Raw genomic sequence first — 15,830 nt, forward strand, 5'->3', positions numbered from 1 at the left:
TACAGACAGAGGTAAGACCCACAAAGTCTAAAAATAGGTCAGATAGTTCTCACAGGGACCACCGGAATTATCACAAGCAGTATCACACCTTTTTTGACGCTGTCATTTTGCGCGTCCCACGAGGACGCGCTTCGGATATTAAGACCATAGCGGACCCTACAAGCCATGAATAAAAACCTGCGCTTCAGCCACAAAATCCTGCTTGCAGCCTCCCTTATCGTCATCGCCGCTTTTGCACTGTTTACCCTCTACAACGACTACCTGCAACGCAACGCGATTCGCGACGACCTCAATAATTACCTGCACGAAATGGGCGATGTCACCGCCAGCAACATTCAAACCTGGCTCACCGGGCGTATTGCCCTGGTCGAAAACGCGGCACAGAACATCGCCATCAACCCTGAACCCGCCGTAGTTGCTGGCCTGCTCGAACAGAAAAGTCTGACATCCTCGTTCATGGCCACCTACGTGGGCGACAGCAAAGGCGCCTTCACCATCCGCCCTGACACCAAGATGCCGGACGGTTTCGACCCTCGGGTGCGCCCTTGGTACAAAGGCGCCCAAAGCAGCAACGGCTCAACCCTGACCGAACCTTACATCGACGCGGCGACCGGCCAGTTGATCATTTCCGTCGCCACCCCCAGCGCCAAGGCCGGGCAAAGCATCGGCGTGGTCGGCGGCGATCTGAGCCTGCAAACGCTGGTGGATAACATCGGTGCGCTGAACTTCGGCGGCATGGGCTACGCGTTCCTGGTCAGCGCTGACGGCAAAGTGCTGGTGCACCCGGACAAGAACCTGGTGATGAAGACGCTCGCCGACATGTACCCGAAAAACACCCCGAAGATCAGTGGTGATTTCAGCGAAGTCGAGGCCAATGGCAAAGACAACATCGTGACCTTTACCCCCATCAAAGGCCTGCCGTCGGTGAACTGGTATCTGGGCATTTCGGTGGATAAAGATAAATCCTTCGCCATGCTCAGCAAATTTCGCACCTCGGCCGTCATCGCCACGATTATCGCGGTCGTGATCATCATCGCGCTGCTCGGCATGCTGATCCGTGTGCTGCTGCAACCCCTGCACGTAATGACCCGCGCCATGCAGGACATCGCCGATGGCGAGGGTGACCTGACCCGCCGCCTGAACATCCAGAATCACGACGAGTTCGGCACACTGGGTAACGCTTTCAATCGCTTCGTGGAACGTATTCATACCTCGATTCGCGAAGTGTCCTCGGCCACCGAGCAGGTTAATGAAGTGGCCCTGCGTGTGGTCAGCGCTTCCAACTCGTCGATGGTCAACTCTGACGAGCAAGCCAACCGCACCAACAGCGTGGCCGCCGCCATCAACGAACTGGGCGCGGCTGCACAGGAAATTGCACGTAACGCCGCCCAGGCTTCCCATCAGGCCAGCGATGCCCGGCACTTGGCCGAAGACGGCCAGCAAGTGGTCGAGCGCAATATCAAGGCAATGAACCAACTGTCCGAGATGATCAGCGCCTCCAGCAGCAATATCGAAGCGCTCAACAGCAAGACCGTGAACATCGGGCAAATTCTGGAAGTGATCACCAGCATCTCCCAGCAAACCAACCTGCTGGCGCTGAACGCCGCCATCGAAGCCGCGCGGGCCGGGGAAGCCGGGCGTGGGTTTGCGGTAGTGGCCGATGAGGTGCGCAACCTGGCGCACCGCACGCAGGAGTCGGCGCAACAAGTGCAAAAGATGATCGAGGAGCTGCAGGTCGGCGCCCGCGATTCAGTCAGCACCATGAGTGAAAGCCAGCGCCATAGCCTGGAGAGCGTGGACATCGCCAACCTGGCCGGCGAGCGCCTCAACAGCGTGACCCAGCGCATTGGCGAGATCGACGGCATGAACCAGTCCGTGGCCACCGCCACTGAGGAACAGACCTCGGTAGTAGAGTCGATCAACATGGACATCACCGAGATCAACACCCTCAACCAGGAAGGTGTGGAAAACCTGCAATCCACCCTACGCGCCTGTACCGACCTGGAACAACAGGCCGCACGCTTGAAACAGTTGGTGGGCAGCTTCCGCATCTGACCCCTGCGCCCGCCGAGCGTTAAGGCGGCGGGCCGCTAGGCTTGCTCGGGATCGGTTTTAGTGTGTTCCTGGCGCCACAACTCGGCGGCACCGGGAAACTCGGTGCCGTCCTCAGCGTCCAGGTCATCCGGGTCAAAACGGCTCAAACACCCTTCGCCCAGCGTCGCCGGGGCTTTGGAGGTGGCTTTATCGAGTGGATCGCTCATCGCTTAATCCTTCATTGCGGACAAAAAAGGGCCTGGGACGATTTAACGCCCAGGCCCTTTTTTCTACAACTTAAACGCGGCTATCAGAACACCACAGTCTTGTTGCCGTGTACCAGCACGCGATCTTCCAGGTGGTAACGCAGGCCACGGGCCAGCACCATCTTCTCGACGTCACGGCCGAAACGCACCATGTCTTCAATGCTGTCGCTGTGGCTGACGCGTACAACGTCCTGTTCGATGATCGGACCGGCGTCGAGCTCTTCAGTGACATAGTGGCACGTTGCGCCAATCAACTTCACACCGCGCAGGGAGGCCTGGTGGTAGGGCTTGGCCCCGACAAACGACGGCAGGAAGCTGTGGTGAATGTTGATCACTCGGCCGGCGTACTCACTGCACAGTTCCGGCGGCAGGATTTGCATGTAACGCGCCAGCACGACCACATCGGCTTCGTGCTGTTTGACCAGGCGGGAGACTTCGGCGAATGCCGGTTCCTTGTCCTGTGGGTTGACCGGCACGTGGTAGTACGGGATGCCATGCCATTCGACCATGCTGCGCAGGTCATCGTGATTGGAGATCACACAGGCTATCTCGCAGTCGAGCTCATCGCTGTGCCAGCGGTGCAGCAGGTCGGCCAGGCAGTGGGACTCGCGGCTGGCCATCAGCACAACACGTTTTTTCTGCTCCGTGTCGGTGATATGCCAAGTCATCGAAAACTCTTCGGCGATCGGCGCAAACGCCTCGCGAAACGCTTCAAGACCAAAGGGCAGCGTGTCGGCACGTATCTCGTGACGCATGAAAAACCAACCGCTGAGATCGTCCGAGTGATGGCTCGCCTCGGTGATCCAGCCGTTGTGGGAGGCCAGAAAGTTACTGACTTTGGCAACGATGCCAACCCGGTCCGGGCAAGCAATCACCAGCCGAAAAGTGCGCATTAGGGGGAAACTCCAGAACTTCGCAAAGGCCGCCATTCTAGCGATTACGCAGAAAAACTGCAGTATTCCTTGCACCTTATTCTGTCGCCCGGCGCGGGTGACACCCCTTAATAGCGTAAGGTTTTACCGCCGTTATATGAGCGCCCCCGTCACACGCAGGCAATTATCCGAAATAAAACAGAATTATCTTTATGCCTACCACCTACTAATTAACTCGATTGCATAGCAGGGCCACAAACACTCGACGTAATTCACATAAATGCTTCCTTAAATGTTTACTTGCGGAAATTGCCTGACTATTATTAGGCCACTCACTGTCAATCAGCGCTCTACATAAGGTAGTCCACATGTCCCTGATCAACGAATACCGCGCCACCGAAGAAGCTATCAAAGAACTGCAAGCCCGCTTGAAGAACCTGTCGCAAGACGACAAGCTGCAAACCGAGCTGGAATTCGAAGGCAAACTGCGCACCCTGATGGGTGAGTACTCCAAATCCCTGCGTGACATCATCGCGCTGTTGGATCCGGAATCTAAAGTTAAAGCCCCGCGTGGCGCTGTGAAAACTACCGGCACCAAACGTGCTCGTAAGGTCAAGCAGTACAAAAACCCGCACAACGGCGAAGTGATTGAAACCAAAGGTGGCAACCACAAGACTCTGAAAGAGTGGAAAGCCAAGTGGGGCGGCGACGTGGTTGAAGGTTGGGCTACCCTGCTGGGCTAAGCCTGATCGGGCTACGGCCTGCTAGGTAACACATTAAAAACGCCAGCTTGCTGGCGTTTTTTATTGTCCGAATACTCTGCAAGTGCCTGACTACAGGTCCAGGCGAGCGGCTAAAGAGTCGGCATACTCCTGCCATTCATCCAGCACCTGGCACTGAAACGATGTAGCACTAACAGCCAACTCCTCACGCGCCTGTTTAAATGCCAACAGGGTATTGGGTGCGCCCCACTCCGGGTTTGACAAACGTTGCTGACAGAAAAGTTTCCAGCGTTGTTGCTCATCGTTGTCCAAGGTGTCAGGAAAGTTACGAGCGCGGTAACGGAATAATAATTCCGGCAATCGATGATCATCAAAAGGCCACTGCTGACGAGCCAACTGTGAGGGTTCAGCCACTCGGACTTGTTCGCATAACCGTCGGTCGCGGTCACCGATAAAACCGTCATAGAGCTGCTGCTCCGGGTCGGTGCTCGGCGCGAAGTCTTCCTCGGCATAAACGGCGGCCAACTTGTCGCGCCAAACTTCCTGTGCGTCAGTTAGTCGCAGTGCCCGTGCCTGGCACACGTCCATATCGAAGTTCAAGCGTTCGCGATCCTGTGCGCGCAGCACACTCAATGGCGCGACCACCGGGCAGCGGTTGATATGCAACAACTTGAGCGGCACTGGCAACTCACCTTGCGCCAACTCATCACGGCGCGTGTAGAGCCGCTGGCGCAAGGTTTCTGCGTCCAGGTCGAGCAAGCCCTGCGGGTCGAGGCCAAGGTCACAGACAATCAACGCATTGCGATTGCGCGGGTGCCAGGCCAGGGGCAGCACCACACCCAGGTAATGACGCTCGGCGGAGAAACGCCCGGAAATATGCACCATGGGCTGCAACAGGCGGATCTGATCCATCACCCGCTGCTTGCTGCGCAGTTGAAACAGCCAGTCATACAGTTTTGGCTGTTTCTCGCGGATCAGACGGGCCAGGGCTATGGTGGCACGCACGTCCGACAGGGCATCGTGAGCTTGTCCATGGTCAATGCCATTGGCTTGGGTCAAACGCTCAAGCTTGAGGGTGACTCGCCCGTCCTGCTGCGGCCACTCAATACCTTCGGGGCGCAGTGCGTAAGCCGTGCGAACCACATCGATCAAGTCCCAGCGACTGTTGCCGCCCTGCCACTCTCGGGCATACGGGTCAAAAAAGTTGCGGTACAGGCTGTAGCGCGTCATTTCATCGTCAAAGCGCAACGTGTTGTAGCCGGCACCACAGGTCCCTGGCGCAGCCAGCTCGGCGTGCACGCGGGTCATGAAGTCGGCTTCGGCCAGGCCTTTTTCCGCCAGAATGCCGGGAGTGATACCGGTTATGGCGCAGGCAGCCGGATGCGGCAGGATATCGTCGCTTGGCTGGCAATAAAGGTTGACCGGTGGGCCGACCTCGTTGAGCTCGAGGTCGGTACGAATACCAGCGACCTGCAACGGGCGATCGCTGCGCGGGTTGATGCCGGTGGTTTCATAGTCGTACCAGAAAATGGTGGTCACGGGCTGTTCCTGTACTGAAGATTGGCAAAGTCTAGGCGCTGCAAGGCACCCGGGGCCAGCGATAGATTGCTGTACAAATATCCAGCAAAACCTTGAAAGGTTGCTTCCATCGTCGACACTGCTAGCATCCGTGTCTTCAAGCCACCTGCACTGCCAAGGATCGCAATGCCATCAGTTCCGTTGGATACCCACTACCCGATCGAGACTCCCGAGGGCATAGACCTGCCCTTGCGCCCGGCCGGCCTGATGCCACGGGCACTGGCGTTTGCTTTCGACCTGGGTGTGCGCGGCTTGATCATGGGCATCCTGCTCGTGCCGCTGGCGTTGCTTGGCAATATCGGGATTGGCTTGGGCTCGCTGCTGCTGTTCTTGATCAGTTGGTGGTACATGGTGCTGTTCGAAGTCCTTAACCAGGGCTGCTCTCCGGGCAAGCAGGTGATGGGCTTGCGCGTCATTCAGGACGATGGCACCCCCATCGGCTGGCCCGCCTCACTCATCCGCAACCTGCTGCGCTTTGTCGACATGCTGCCTTTGGGCTACTTCCTCGGCGCCATCAGTTGCCTGCAACACCCTCACTTCAAACGGCTCGGCGACCTCGCTGCGGGCACCCTGGTGGTCTACCGCGAACAGCCACTGGCGCGCCCAAAGGTGCCTCAAGCCGCCGCCCTGCGCCTGCCCTTCACGCTGGAGCTGAGCGAACAACGCGCCATACTGGGTTTCGCTGAACGCCAAAGTGAGTTGTCCGCCGATCGGGTGCACGAACTGGCGTCCATCCTGGCAACGCCGTTACACGTATCGCCGGCTCGCGCGGTAGAACAACTCAATGGCGTGGCGCGCGGCTTAGTGGGGCCAGCATGAAGCAGAGCCTGTTCGAGAGCCGCCATCAGCCGCAGTGGCAAGCCTTCACCGCACAACTCATACAGTTGGAGCAAGGCAAGGCCAAGGCCAGCGATATGTCTGACTTCCCCCACCATTATCGACGCCTGTGCCAGCACCTCGCCCTGGCCCAGGAGCGTGGCTACAGCAGCTATCTGATAGATCCCCTGCAACAACTGGCGTTGCGGGGCCACCAGCAGTTGTATCGCCACCGCAGCCAATTGGGCGCGAATGTACTGGGTTTCATCCTGGCGGGCTTCCCGCGCCTGGTGCGCGAACAATGGCGTTTCGTGTTAATCGCCGGCGTGCTGTTCTTCGGCAGCCTGGTGGGCGTTGCGTTGCTGGTCTACCTGTTTCCAGACCTTATCTACAGCATCGTGAGCCCCGCGCAGGTCGCCGAAATGCACAGCATGTATGACCCGGATGCTGGCCACCTGGGGCGTGCCGCCGACCGCGCTTCCAGTGAAGACTGGATGATGTTCGGCTACTACGTGATGCACAACATCGGGATTGCCTTCCAGACCTTTGCCGCCGGTTTGCTATTTGGTTTGGGCAGCGTGTTCTTTCTGATTTTCAACGGCCTGATCATCGGCGCCATCTCCGGCCACCTCACCGAGATCGGCTATGGCCAGACCTTCTGGTCGTTTGTCATCGGCCACGGTGCGTTCGAACTCACCGCCATCGCCCTGGCCGGGGCGGCAGGCTTGCAATTGGGCTGGGCGGTGATTGCTCCCGGGCGCCTGACACGCGGAGAATCGCTGCAGCTGGCGGCACGCAAAAGCGTGCGGATGCTCTGCGGCGTCATGCTATTGCTGCTGATCGCGGCGTTTATTGAAGCCTACTGGTCTTCCTCCACCACCATCGCTCCCTGGATCAAATACCTGACGGGCGCCGGGCTGTGGCTATTGGTTGCCGCCTACCTCACGCTTGCCGGGCGGACTCAGCATGCGCCTGAGTGAGGCCAGCGTAGTGATTCGGCCCCGCACTTCCTGGGAGGCCATGGACCTGGGTGTACTGATGGCCCAGGAATATCGACTGCTGTTAATGAGCAGTTGGGCAATGGTGACGTTGCCGATATTCATTTTGCTGACCGTGCTGCTGTGGCGCTACCCGTCCATGGCCATGTTTGTGTTCTGGTGGTTAAAACCGGCCTTTGACCGATTGCCACTGTACATCTTCTCCAAGGCCTTGTTTGGCGAGACACCCAGCCTCAAGCAGGCTGTGCGCCAATGGCCGCGCCTGCTCAAAGGCCAACTGCTGGCCAGCCTGACCTGGAGGCGACTGAGCCTGAGCCGCAGCTTTGTCATGCCGGTGAGCCAGCTCGAAGGCCTGGATGGCGATGCCCGTCAAAAACGCCTGGGGATGCTGCTGCAACGCAACGCGGGTGCTGCACGCTGGCTGACCACGATTGGCGTGCATATGGAAATCGGCCTGTGGTTCGGTTGCATGGCACTGTTCTACCTGTTCATCCCACAGCAACTGGAACTGGATTGGGACTGGCAACGGTTGGCGCTGGCAAGCGGCTCGGAAGGGTTGTGGCTGGAGCATTTGAGTAACGCCTTCTACGCGCTGATTCTGGTGTTCTGGGAGCCCATCTATGTCGCTTGCGGTTTCAGCCTGTACCTCAACCGCCGCACCGTGCTGGAAGCCTGGGACCTTGAACTGGTGTTCCGCCGGTTACGCCAACGCCTGACCAGCGTCGCACCGTTGCTGCTGGTGGCTGTGCTGATACTCGTACCATTCAGCCACCCGGCCATGGCGGACGAACCCGAGCCGGCCAAGCAGGTCACCACCCAGGCCGCCAGCCAATCGATCAAGACGCTGCTGGACAGCCCCCCGTTCAAGAACCCGGAAACCGTCACACGCTATCGTTTTGGTGACGAAAAAAACGTCGCGAAACCCAAGGTAAAGGGTGACGGTAAACTTCCGGCCTGGCTTCAGGCGCTACTGGACAGATTCAACAGCGATACCTTCAGAAACGCCGCCCTCGGCCTGGAGGTTCTGCTCTGGAGCCTGTTGGCGGCTGGCCTGGCGCTGGTGGTCTGGCGCTATAGGGAGTGGCTGCACACCTTTGTCAGTCGACGCGGCCCCGCCAAAGCCAAAACCGCCAAGGCGGCCCCGGCGCAATTATTCGGCCTGGCGTTGGGCAGCGACACCTTGCCTGACGACATCGCCAGCACCGCCGAACAACTGTGGCCCACCCACCCCAGGGAAGCCCTCGGTCTGCTGTATCGCGGGCTGCTCAACCGGCTGCTGCACGACTTCAACCTGCCCCTGAAAAGCGCCGATACCGAAGGCCAGGTTCTGGAGCGCATCCACCTGCTGCAACAACCACAACTGCAGGCCTTCAGTGACGCACTGACACACCACTGGCAAAACCTCGCCTATGGCCACCGCCTTCCGCCGGCGTTGGTACACCAGCAACTGTGCCGCGATTGGCGCGCCTTGTTCAATACCGGAGTCGCCCAATGAAGCGCCCCCTGCTATGGGTCGGGCTGCTACTGGCCTGCCTGCTTGGGGCCGGTGGCCTTTACGTTTGGCACAAAGCGATTCCCTACGACGAAATAGTCGATCGCGGCCCGTCCCCACAAGCCACGGCCAACCCCTACCTTGCGGCCGAATACTTCCTGCGCCAGCAGGGTCTGGCAGTGGAACACGCCTACAGCCTTGAACACCTGGCCGACCTGCCAGCCATAGGACATAGCCTGGTGTTGCTGGGCGAGCGCAGCAACATGACCCCACGCCAGGCTGAGCAACTGCTGGACTGGGCAAAATCCGGCGGCCATCTGCTGCTGGTTGCCGAAGCGCTTTGGGATGAGGAAACCGGCAAGAGCGGCGACCTGCTGCTGGATCGACTGGACTTCCACCAAACACTCAGCGTGGGCCTTGACGAGCTTGCTTCCCCACGCAAAAAGAAAGTACCGGACCTGACCAAACTCTACGTCGACAATGAGACCGCCCCGGCCTATTTCAGCTTCTATACCACCTTCAGCCTCACCGACCCCAAGCACCTGGCACAGTTTTCCGCCAACAGCGCCAAATCCAGCCATTTGATGCAACGCAACTTCGGGCAAGGCAGCGTAACGGTTGTGACCGACAGCGACCTGTGGAAAACCCCAGGCATCGGCAAACACGATAACGCCTGGCTGTTGTGGTATCTCAACCGGGGGACGGAGGTAACGCTGCTGTTCAACAGCGACGTGGACGACCTGCTTACCCTGTTAATGCGCAACTTCCCCCAGGCACTGGTGGCGCTCTGCGCACTGATTGCCCTGGCACTCTGGCACGCTGGCATGCGTCAGGGGCCGACCCAGGCGCCCGCCCCCAAGGCCCGTCGCCAGTTACAGGAACACTTGAAGGCCAGTGCCGACTTCCTGCTGCGCCGCAGTGGCCATGGCACGCTGCTGCACGCCTTGCAGCGTGATATCCAGCGGGCTGCACGACGGCGCCACCCAGGTTTTGAACAGCTCGACAGCGACGCACAGTGGCAGGTCCTCGAACGCCTGACGCGCCAACCCTCCCACGTCATCCGCCAGGCCCTCGACCCACTCCCGGCAAAACGGCTCACCAGCGCCGATTTCAGCCGTCAGGTGGCGAGCCTGCAAACTCTCAGGAATGCCCTATGAGCGAATTTCCAACGGCTACCGCCCCGACTGCCGAAAGCCTTCACAAGGCCAGCCAGCAGGCACAGGCTCTGCGTGTTGAACTGCGTAAGGCGGTGATTGGCCAGGACCAGGTGATCGACGACGTACTCACCGCCTTGATCGCCGGCGGCCACATACTGCTCGAAGGTGTGCCAGGCCTGGGCAAAACCCTGTTGGTTCGCGCGCTGGCCCGCTGTTTTGGTGGTGACTTTGCACGTATCCAGTTCACTCCGGACCTGATGCCCAGCGATGTCACCGGCCACGCCGTGTACGACCTGCACAGTGAGCAGTTCAAGCTGCGCAAGGGGCCGCTGTTCACCCACCTGTTACTGGCCGATGAGATCAACCGCGCGCCCGCCAAGACCCAGGCCGCCCTGCTTGAAGCCATGCAGGAGCGCCAAGTCACCCTCGAGGGCGAGGCGCTGCCCATTGGCCAACCGTTCATGGTGCTGGCAACCCAGAACCCCATCGAACAGGAGGGCACCTATCCCCTGCCCGAGGCCGAACTGGACCGGTTCATGCTCAAAGTGCGCATGGACTACCCCGATGCGCAGCAGGAACTGGAGATGGTGCGCGAAGTTACCCGTTCTTCCAGGGCCGACATGCTGGATGTGCAGCCACTGCGCACGGTGCTGCAGGCAGAGGACGTGTTGCAGCTGCAGCAAATTGCCAGCGAACTGCCGCTGGATGAGCAAGTACTCGACTACGCCGTGCGCCTGGCCCGCGCCACTCGCAGTTGGCCAGGGCTGACGATCGGTGCAGGGCCGCGCGCCTCCATCGCTCTGGTACGCGGTGCCCGCGCCCGGGCCCTGCTGCGCGGCGGCGAGTTCGTCACCCCGGACGATATCAAGGGCTGCGCCTTGGCGGTGCTGCGCCATCGGGTGCGTATCGCTCCCGAATTGGACATTGACGGGTTGGAAGTGGACCAGGTGCTCAAGCAACTGCTGGACCAGATTCCGGCACCTCGGCAATGACCCGGCCATGAAGCCAACTCGTCTGCTGCTGATCTGGCTCGGTGTCCTCTTGGGTTTGAACACCCTCTTGGGTACGGCTACGGCCCTGCAGCTCAAGGTGCCCGACACGCTGCATAAGGTGGCGTGGGGCCTGCTGCTGGCGCTGTTTCTGTTGGCGCTGCTGGACGCCCTGCGCCTGCGGCGCCTTCCGTGCCCACGGGTGCAACGGCAGATGCCCGGCAGCCTGGCCCTGGGCCGTTGGGGTGAGGTACGCCTGACCCTTGAACATGACTACCCGCAGCCGCTGACCGTGCAGGTATTCGACCACGCACCCGACGGGCTGAGCGTGGAGCATATGCCGCAGGCCATCGAACTGCTCCCAGGCCAGCGAAGCGAACTGGGCTATCGATTGCGGCCCTTGCGGCGTGGGCACTTTACTTTCAGTCACTGCGAGGTTCACCTGCCCAGCTCTCTGGGGCTGTGGTCTGCGAGGCGGTTTGTAGAGGCCCGCGATACAACCCGTGTGTACCCGGACTTCGCCCGTTTGTACGGCGCACAGGTGTTGGGCGTGGACAATTGGTTGAGCCAGTTGGGGGTTCGGCAACACCAACGGCGCGGGTTGGGGCTGGAGTTTCATCAGTTGCGCGAGTTTCGCGAAGGCGACAGCCTGCGGCAGATCGACTGGAAGGCCACCGCGCGCCAGCGCACGCCCATCGCGCGGGAATATCAGGACGAACGCGACCAGCAGATAGTGTTCATGCTCGATTGTGGCCGGCGCATGCGCAGCCAGGACTCGGAGCTCGCTCACTTCGACCACGCCCTCAATGCCTGCCTGTTGCTCAGTTACGTTGCCTTGCGCCAAGGCGATGCCGTGGGCCTGTGCACCTTTGCCTGCGACCAGCCACGCTACCTGGCGCCCGTCAAGGGCAGCGGCCAACTGAACGTATTGCTCAATGCCGTTTACGACCTCGATACCACCCGACGCACTGCCGACTATGCGGCCGCCGCCAGCCAATTACTGGCCCGGCAAAAACGTCGGGCATTAGTGATCGTGGTGACCAATCTTCGCGATGAAGATGATGAGGAATTACTCGCAGCGGTTAAGCGCATCAGCCGGCAACACCGGGTGCTGGTCGCCAGCCTGCGCGAAGACGTACTCGACCAACTGCGCCAGGCCCCGGTGCAAACCTTGCCTGAAGCGCTGGCCTACAGCGGGACTGTCGACTATCTCAACAAGAGAAACGATCTGCATGAGCGCTTGAGTGCCCACGGTTTATCGGTGCTCGATACGCCACCTTCGGGGCTGGGGGCCGCCTTGGTGACGCGTTATCTGAACTGGAAAAAGGCCGGTGTTTTATGACTCAAGCACACGACCACACGCTCGGCTAACCCCATCCGAGCCGGGTCGACAGCGCGCCAGGCCTAGGCGGAAGCCTGCAGAGGATCAAAGCTGAAGTAGTGGCACAGGGCACTGATCAATTGCCCATAAGCCTCAGGCGCTTCGACCACGCGAAACCCTGAGTCATAGTGCTGCGGATTGACATCTTCGTGGCTCCACAAGCACATCGCCGTGAGGTCAATGGCCTGGAACTCGCCGTCTGCCATGGGGATTTTCAAACGCAGTTCAAATGCTACATCAACCATCATGGGTAATTGGCTGATCAACATCAGCCCATCTTCGGATAGATTCCCTAAGTAGCCAATAGGCTTATCCGTAAGCCGGTTGAACACTTTCAAGAAACCAGACAACTGATGCCGCTGAATCCTTCGGTCGGTAAACATGATGAAATCGCCATCCATTGGCCATATCAGTGGCCGCGCCAGTTATTCGGAACGAACACTGAATGTTCGCTCTCCCTGGAAATTGGTGCGAAATCAGCGTGCGCTTGATCGCCCTACTGCTGCCAATCCCAAGCAACTCATCCGTTTGAACATAAACTTGTACAAACAGACATTCAAAGAATAGCTTAAGACTGGCGACGGGCCAGCTATGGAATGATAAATATCATCAAAGTGATGCGGGTCGTGGCTGCGCGACACTCGCGCCGGAGTAATGCCCCAGTTGCTGCAGGGTGTCGAGCCGGGCGCGGGCGCGGTAGGCATACTCGCTGGACGGGTATTGATTGATGATGAACTGGTAGGTTTGCACCGCATCGACAAACAGCTTCTGGCGCTCCAGGCATTGCCCGCGCAGCATCGAAACTTCCGGTTGCACATACCGACGGGTACGGCTCTCGCGGTCCACCTGGGACAATTCCAGGGTCACGCGCTCGCAATCACCCACCCCATAGGCGCGGTAAGCGTTGTTCAAATGATGGTCCATCGACCAACGGGTACAGCCGACAACACTGACGGCCAGGGCAGCAATGAGCAAAATTCGCATGGGGGTTCTCCTGTCTTGTGCAGTGTATCGACCCCGCGTCGAAAATCTTCAAGGGTGTTCATCTATTCAATTGGAGCGAAAACAAGCGAATCTTCGATAAGTAGTGCAAACGAACAATGACTACAACCAAAGAGCATAGTAGCCTTCCCCAGCGCTTGAACTCAGGAGTCTGTGCATGTCCGTCCGTCGTACCAAAATCGTCGCCACCCTTGGCCCGGCCAGTAACTCGCCGGAAGTCCTCGAACAGCTGATTCTGGCTGGTTTGGACGTTGCCCGTCTGAACTTCTCCCACGGCACCCCGGACGAGCACAAGGCTCGCGCCAAGCTGGTGCGTGACCTGGCCGCCAAGCACGGCCGCTTCGTGGCCCTGCTGGGTGACCTGCAAGGCCCGAAAATCCGTATCGCCAAATTCGCCAACAAGCGCATTGAGCTGAAGATCGGTGACAAGTTCACCTTCTCCACCAGCCATTCGCTGACCGAAGGCAATCAGGAAGTCGTCGGTATCGACTACCCGGATCTGGTCAAGGACTGCGGCGTCGGCGACGAACTGCTGCTCGATGACGGCCGCGTGGTCATGCGCGTCGACACGGCCTCCTCGACAGAGCTGAACTGCACCGTGATCATCGGTGGCCCGCTGTCCGATCACAAAGGCATCAACCGTCGCGGCGGTGGCCTTACGGCGCCAGCCCTGACTGAAAAAGACAAGGCCGACATCAAGCTCGCCGCCGAAATGGAAGTGGACTACCTCGCCGTGTCCTTCCCGCGCGACGCCGCCGACATGGAATACGCCCGAAAACTGCGCGACGAAGCCGGCGGCACCGCCTGGCTGGTGGCGAAGATCGAACGCGCCGAAGCCGTGGCCGATGACGAAACCCTCGACGCCCTGATCAATGCATCCGACGCCGTGATGGTTGCCCGTGGCGACCTGGGCGTGGAAATCGGTGACGCCGAGCTGATCGGTATCCAGAAGAAGATCATCCTGCACGCACGCCGCCACAACAAGGCCGTGATCGTGGCGACCCAAATGATGGAGTCGATGATCCAGAACCCGATGCCGACCCGTGCCGAAGTGTCCGACGTGGCCAACGCCGTACTCGACTACACCGATGCCGTGATGCTCTCGGCTGAAAGTGCTGCCGGCCCTTACCCGCTGGAAGCCGTACAGGCCATGGCGCGTATCTGCGTCGGTGCCGAAAAGCACCCGACCAGCAAGACCTCCAGCCACCGTATCGGCAAAGTGTTCGAAAGCTGCGACCAGAGCATCGCCCTGGCTGCCATGTACACCGCCAACCACTTCCCGGGCGTCAAGGCGATCATTGCCCTGACCGAAAGTGGCTACACCCCGTTGATCATGTCGCGTATCCGTTCGTCGGTACCGATCTACGCGTTCACCCCACACCGCGAAGCCCAGGCCCGTGCGGCGTTGTTCCGTGGCGTGTATACCATCCCGTTCGATCCGGCTTCGTTGGCCCCTAACGAAGTGAGCCAGAAGGCGATCGACGAACTGGTCAAGCGTGGCGTCGTAGAGAAAGGCGACTGGGTCATCCTGACCAAGGGCGACAGCTACCACACTACCGGTGGCACCAATGGCATGAAGATCCTGCACGTGGGCGACCCGCAGTACTGATTGACACGCTGAAAAACAAAAGCCCTGCCATGTGAATGGCGGGGCTTTTTGTATTTAAAGGCCTGGGAATGTGTGGAATCAAAGGGCCTCAGCGCAGGCAAGCCTGCTCCCACACTTGACCGCATTCCAATGTGGGAGCTGGCTTGCCTGCGATAGCCTCATCAGCGCCGGGTGATGAACCCCGACAACGCCGCAATCGCCTCCGGCGACTTCAAACGCTGCACAAACAAAGCCCCCTCTTCCTCGATCACCTGCCGCAACTGTTCACGGTCGACACTTTTCATCAACTGTTTGCTGACCTGCACCGCTCCCGGCGCCAGGGTTTCAAAACGCTGCGCGACCTCCCGAGCCTTGGCCAGCGCCGCTTCACCGCTACCCATCGCCTCAGTCGCAATCCCCCACGCCGCCGCCTGCTCGCCGGTAAAGCCTTCGCCCAACAGCAACAATTCAGCCGCTTTCGCATGCCCCAACAGCCGAGGCAGGATCAGGCTGGAGCCAAATTCCGGGCACAGCCCCAGGTTGACGAAAGGCATGCGCAAGCGTGCATCGCGGCTGATATACACCAGGTCGCAATGCAGCAACAGGGTCGTACCGATACCAACCGCCGCACCCGCCACTGCCGCGATCACCGGCTTGCGGCAGTTGAGCAGGCTTTTCATGAAGTGAAACGGCGGGCTGTCCAGATCACTGGGCGGCTGTTCGAGGAAGTCGGCGATGTCGTTGCCGGCGGTAAAACACGCATTGCTGCCCTGGATCAGCACCGCACGGATATCTGAGTCCGCATCAGCCTGCTCCAGCGCCTCGGCCAGTTGCGTATACATGGCGCGGGTCAGGGCATTTTTCTTGTCAGGGCGATTGAGCTGCAGGGTCAGCAGCCCGCCTTCGCGTTGCAGCAGGATGGCGTCGGTCATGGC

The 15,830-nt window shown here is 59.7% G+C and carries 15 protein-coding genes; 9 read left to right on the plus strand and 6 right to left on the minus strand.

What is annotated here, in order from left to right:
* Window positions 1–165: 165 nt before the first annotated feature.
* Window positions 166–2,055, plus strand: coding sequence for a methyl-accepting chemotaxis protein (locus K0H48_RS01095; RefSeq protein WP_219265949.1), 1,890 nt, complete (start codon window positions 166–168; stop codon window positions 2,053–2,055).
* A gap of 35 nt (window positions 2,056–2,090) precedes the next feature.
* On the opposite strand, the gene K0H48_RS01100 is transcribed toward K0H48_RS01095, so the two are convergent.
* Both K0H48_RS01100 and purU read right to left on the minus strand, forming a co-directional pair.
* Window positions 2,091–2,261, minus strand: coding sequence for a hypothetical protein (locus K0H48_RS01100; RefSeq protein WP_017139792.1), 171 nt, complete (start codon window positions 2,259–2,261; stop codon window positions 2,091–2,093).
* A gap of 83 nt (window positions 2,262–2,344) precedes the next feature.
* Window positions 2,345–3,193, minus strand: a complete 849-nt coding sequence (gene purU, locus K0H48_RS01105) for a formyltetrahydrofolate deformylase (protein ID WP_017139791.1) — start codon at window positions 3,191–3,193, stop codon at window positions 2,345–2,347.
* 347 nt (window positions 3,194–3,540) lie between these two features.
* Here purU and mvaT point away from each other — a divergent pair, with 347 nt between their 5' ends.
* Window positions 3,541–3,915: a histone-like nucleoid-structuring protein MvaT gene (mvaT, locus tag K0H48_RS01110; RefSeq protein WP_005790963.1), complete on the plus strand. Its 375-nt coding sequence runs from the start codon at window positions 3,541–3,543 to the stop codon at window positions 3,913–3,915.
* A 90-nt stretch (window positions 3,916–4,005) separates the two neighbouring features.
* Here mvaT and sbcB read toward each other — a convergent pair whose 3' ends face one another.
* On the minus strand, window positions 4,006–5,433 hold the full coding sequence (gene sbcB, locus K0H48_RS01115; protein WP_219265962.1) for an exodeoxyribonuclease I: 1,428 nt from the start codon (window positions 5,431–5,433) through the stop codon (window positions 4,006–4,008).
* A gap of 165 nt (window positions 5,434–5,598) precedes the next feature.
* Here sbcB and K0H48_RS01120 point away from each other — a divergent pair, with 165 nt between their 5' ends.
* Genes K0H48_RS01120 through K0H48_RS01145 form a run of 6 tightly spaced genes read left to right on the plus strand, consistent with a single transcriptional unit; the run spans window position 5,599 to window position 12,266 of the window.
* Window positions 5,599–6,291 (plus strand): RDD family protein, encoded by a 693-nt coding sequence (locus K0H48_RS01120; protein WP_219265965.1) that lies wholly within the window; start codon window positions 5,599–5,601, stop codon window positions 6,289–6,291.
* Window positions 6,288–7,268 (plus strand): stage II sporulation protein M, encoded by a 981-nt coding sequence (locus K0H48_RS01125; protein WP_219265973.1) that lies wholly within the window; start codon window positions 6,288–6,290, stop codon window positions 7,266–7,268. The genes K0H48_RS01120 and K0H48_RS01125 overlap by 4 nt, the downstream gene beginning before the upstream one ends.
* A complete protein-coding gene (locus K0H48_RS01130; RefSeq protein ID WP_219265975.1) occupies window positions 7,255–8,781 on the plus strand; it encodes a DUF4129 domain-containing protein in 1,527 nt (508 codons plus the stop codon). The genes K0H48_RS01125 and K0H48_RS01130 overlap by 14 nt, the downstream gene beginning before the upstream one ends.
* A complete protein-coding gene (locus K0H48_RS01135; RefSeq protein ID WP_219265977.1) occupies window positions 8,778–9,935 on the plus strand; it encodes a DUF4350 domain-containing protein in 1,158 nt (385 codons plus the stop codon). Before K0H48_RS01130 ends, K0H48_RS01135 begins: the two co-directional genes overlap by 4 nt.
* The gene (locus K0H48_RS01140; protein ID WP_219265979.1) at window positions 9,932–10,927 is read left to right on the plus strand and encodes a MoxR family ATPase; all 996 of its coding nucleotides are present in this window, start codon (window positions 9,932–9,934) and stop codon (window positions 10,925–10,927) included. Before K0H48_RS01135 ends, K0H48_RS01140 begins: the two co-directional genes overlap by 4 nt.
* Window positions 10,928–10,934: 7 nt before the next feature.
* The gene (locus K0H48_RS01145) at window positions 10,935–12,266 is read left to right on the plus strand and encodes a DUF58 domain-containing protein (RefSeq protein WP_219265981.1); all 1,332 of its coding nucleotides are present in this window, start codon (window positions 10,935–10,937) and stop codon (window positions 12,264–12,266) included.
* 62 nt (window positions 12,267–12,328) lie between these two features.
* Here K0H48_RS01145 and K0H48_RS01150 read toward each other — a convergent pair whose 3' ends face one another.
* Window positions 12,329–12,688: a PilZ domain-containing protein gene (locus K0H48_RS01150; RefSeq protein ID WP_219266020.1), complete on the minus strand. Its 360-nt coding sequence runs from the start codon at window positions 12,686–12,688 to the stop codon at window positions 12,329–12,331.
* A gap of 226 nt (window positions 12,689–12,914) precedes the next feature.
* Window positions 12,915–13,289: a tol-pal system YbgF family protein gene (locus tag K0H48_RS01155; RefSeq protein WP_017139782.1), complete on the minus strand. Its 375-nt coding sequence runs from the start codon at window positions 13,287–13,289 to the stop codon at window positions 12,915–12,917.
* A 175-nt stretch (window positions 13,290–13,464) separates the two neighbouring features.
* On the opposite strand from K0H48_RS01155, the gene pyk reads away from it, so the two are divergent.
* Window positions 13,465–14,916 (plus strand): pyruvate kinase, encoded by a 1,452-nt coding sequence (gene pyk, locus K0H48_RS01160; RefSeq protein WP_219265983.1) that lies wholly within the window; start codon window positions 13,465–13,467, stop codon window positions 14,914–14,916.
* 161 nt (window positions 14,917–15,077) lie between these two features.
* On the opposite strand, the gene K0H48_RS01165 is transcribed toward pyk, so the two are convergent.
* Window positions 15,078–15,827 (minus strand): enoyl-CoA hydratase-related protein, encoded by a 750-nt coding sequence (locus tag K0H48_RS01165; protein WP_219265984.1) that lies wholly within the window; start codon window positions 15,825–15,827, stop codon window positions 15,078–15,080.
* Window positions 15,828–15,830 lie beyond the last annotated feature (3 nt).

Source organism: Pseudomonas sp. Xaverov 259, assembly GCF_019352915.1.
GTDB lineage: Bacteria > Pseudomonadota > Gammaproteobacteria > Pseudomonadales > Pseudomonadaceae > Aquipseudomonas.

What these genes read in the sequence shown, in the direction of transcription:
- K0H48_RS01155 (WP_017139782.1), bottom strand. Translation starts at nt 13,289, where the DNA reads ATGCGAATTTTGCTCATTGCTGCCCTGGCCGTCAGTGTTGTCGGCTGT.
- K0H48_RS01120 (WP_219265965.1), top strand. Translation starts at nt 5,599, where the DNA reads ATGCCATCAGTTCCGTTGGATACCCACTACCCGATCGAGACTCCCGAG.
- mvaT (WP_005790963.1), top strand. Translation starts at nt 3,541, where the DNA reads ATGTCCCTGATCAACGAATACCGCGCCACCGAAGAAGCTATCAAAGAA.
- K0H48_RS01095 (WP_219265949.1), top strand. Translation starts at nt 166, where the DNA reads ATGAATAAAAACCTGCGCTTCAGCCACAAAATCCTGCTTGCAGCCTCC.
- K0H48_RS01165 (WP_219265984.1), bottom strand. Translation starts at nt 15,827, where the DNA reads ATGACCGACGCCATCCTGCTGCAACGCGAAGGCGGGCTGCTGACCCTG.
- K0H48_RS01100 (WP_017139792.1), bottom strand. Translation starts at nt 2,261, where the DNA reads ATGAGCGATCCACTCGATAAAGCCACCTCCAAAGCCCCGGCGACGCTG.
- K0H48_RS01125 (WP_219265973.1), top strand. Translation starts at nt 6,288, where the DNA reads ATGAAGCAGAGCCTGTTCGAGAGCCGCCATCAGCCGCAGTGGCAAGCC.
- K0H48_RS01150 (WP_219266020.1), bottom strand. Translation starts at nt 12,688, where the DNA reads ATGTTTACCGACCGAAGGATTCAGCGGCATCAGTTGTCTGGTTTCTTG.
- pyk (WP_219265983.1), top strand. Translation starts at nt 13,465, where the DNA reads ATGTCCGTCCGTCGTACCAAAATCGTCGCCACCCTTGGCCCGGCCAGT.
- K0H48_RS01145 (WP_219265981.1), top strand. Translation starts at nt 10,935, where the DNA reads ATGAAGCCAACTCGTCTGCTGCTGATCTGGCTCGGTGTCCTCTTGGGT.
- purU (WP_017139791.1), bottom strand. Translation starts at nt 3,193, where the DNA reads ATGCGCACTTTTCGGCTGGTGATTGCTTGCCCGGACCGGGTTGGCATC.
- K0H48_RS01130 (WP_219265975.1), top strand. Translation starts at nt 7,255, where the DNA reads ATGCGCCTGAGTGAGGCCAGCGTAGTGATTCGGCCCCGCACTTCCTGG.
- K0H48_RS01140 (WP_219265979.1), top strand. Translation starts at nt 9,932, where the DNA reads ATGAGCGAATTTCCAACGGCTACCGCCCCGACTGCCGAAAGCCTTCAC.
- K0H48_RS01135 (WP_219265977.1), top strand. Translation starts at nt 8,778, where the DNA reads ATGAAGCGCCCCCTGCTATGGGTCGGGCTGCTACTGGCCTGCCTGCTT.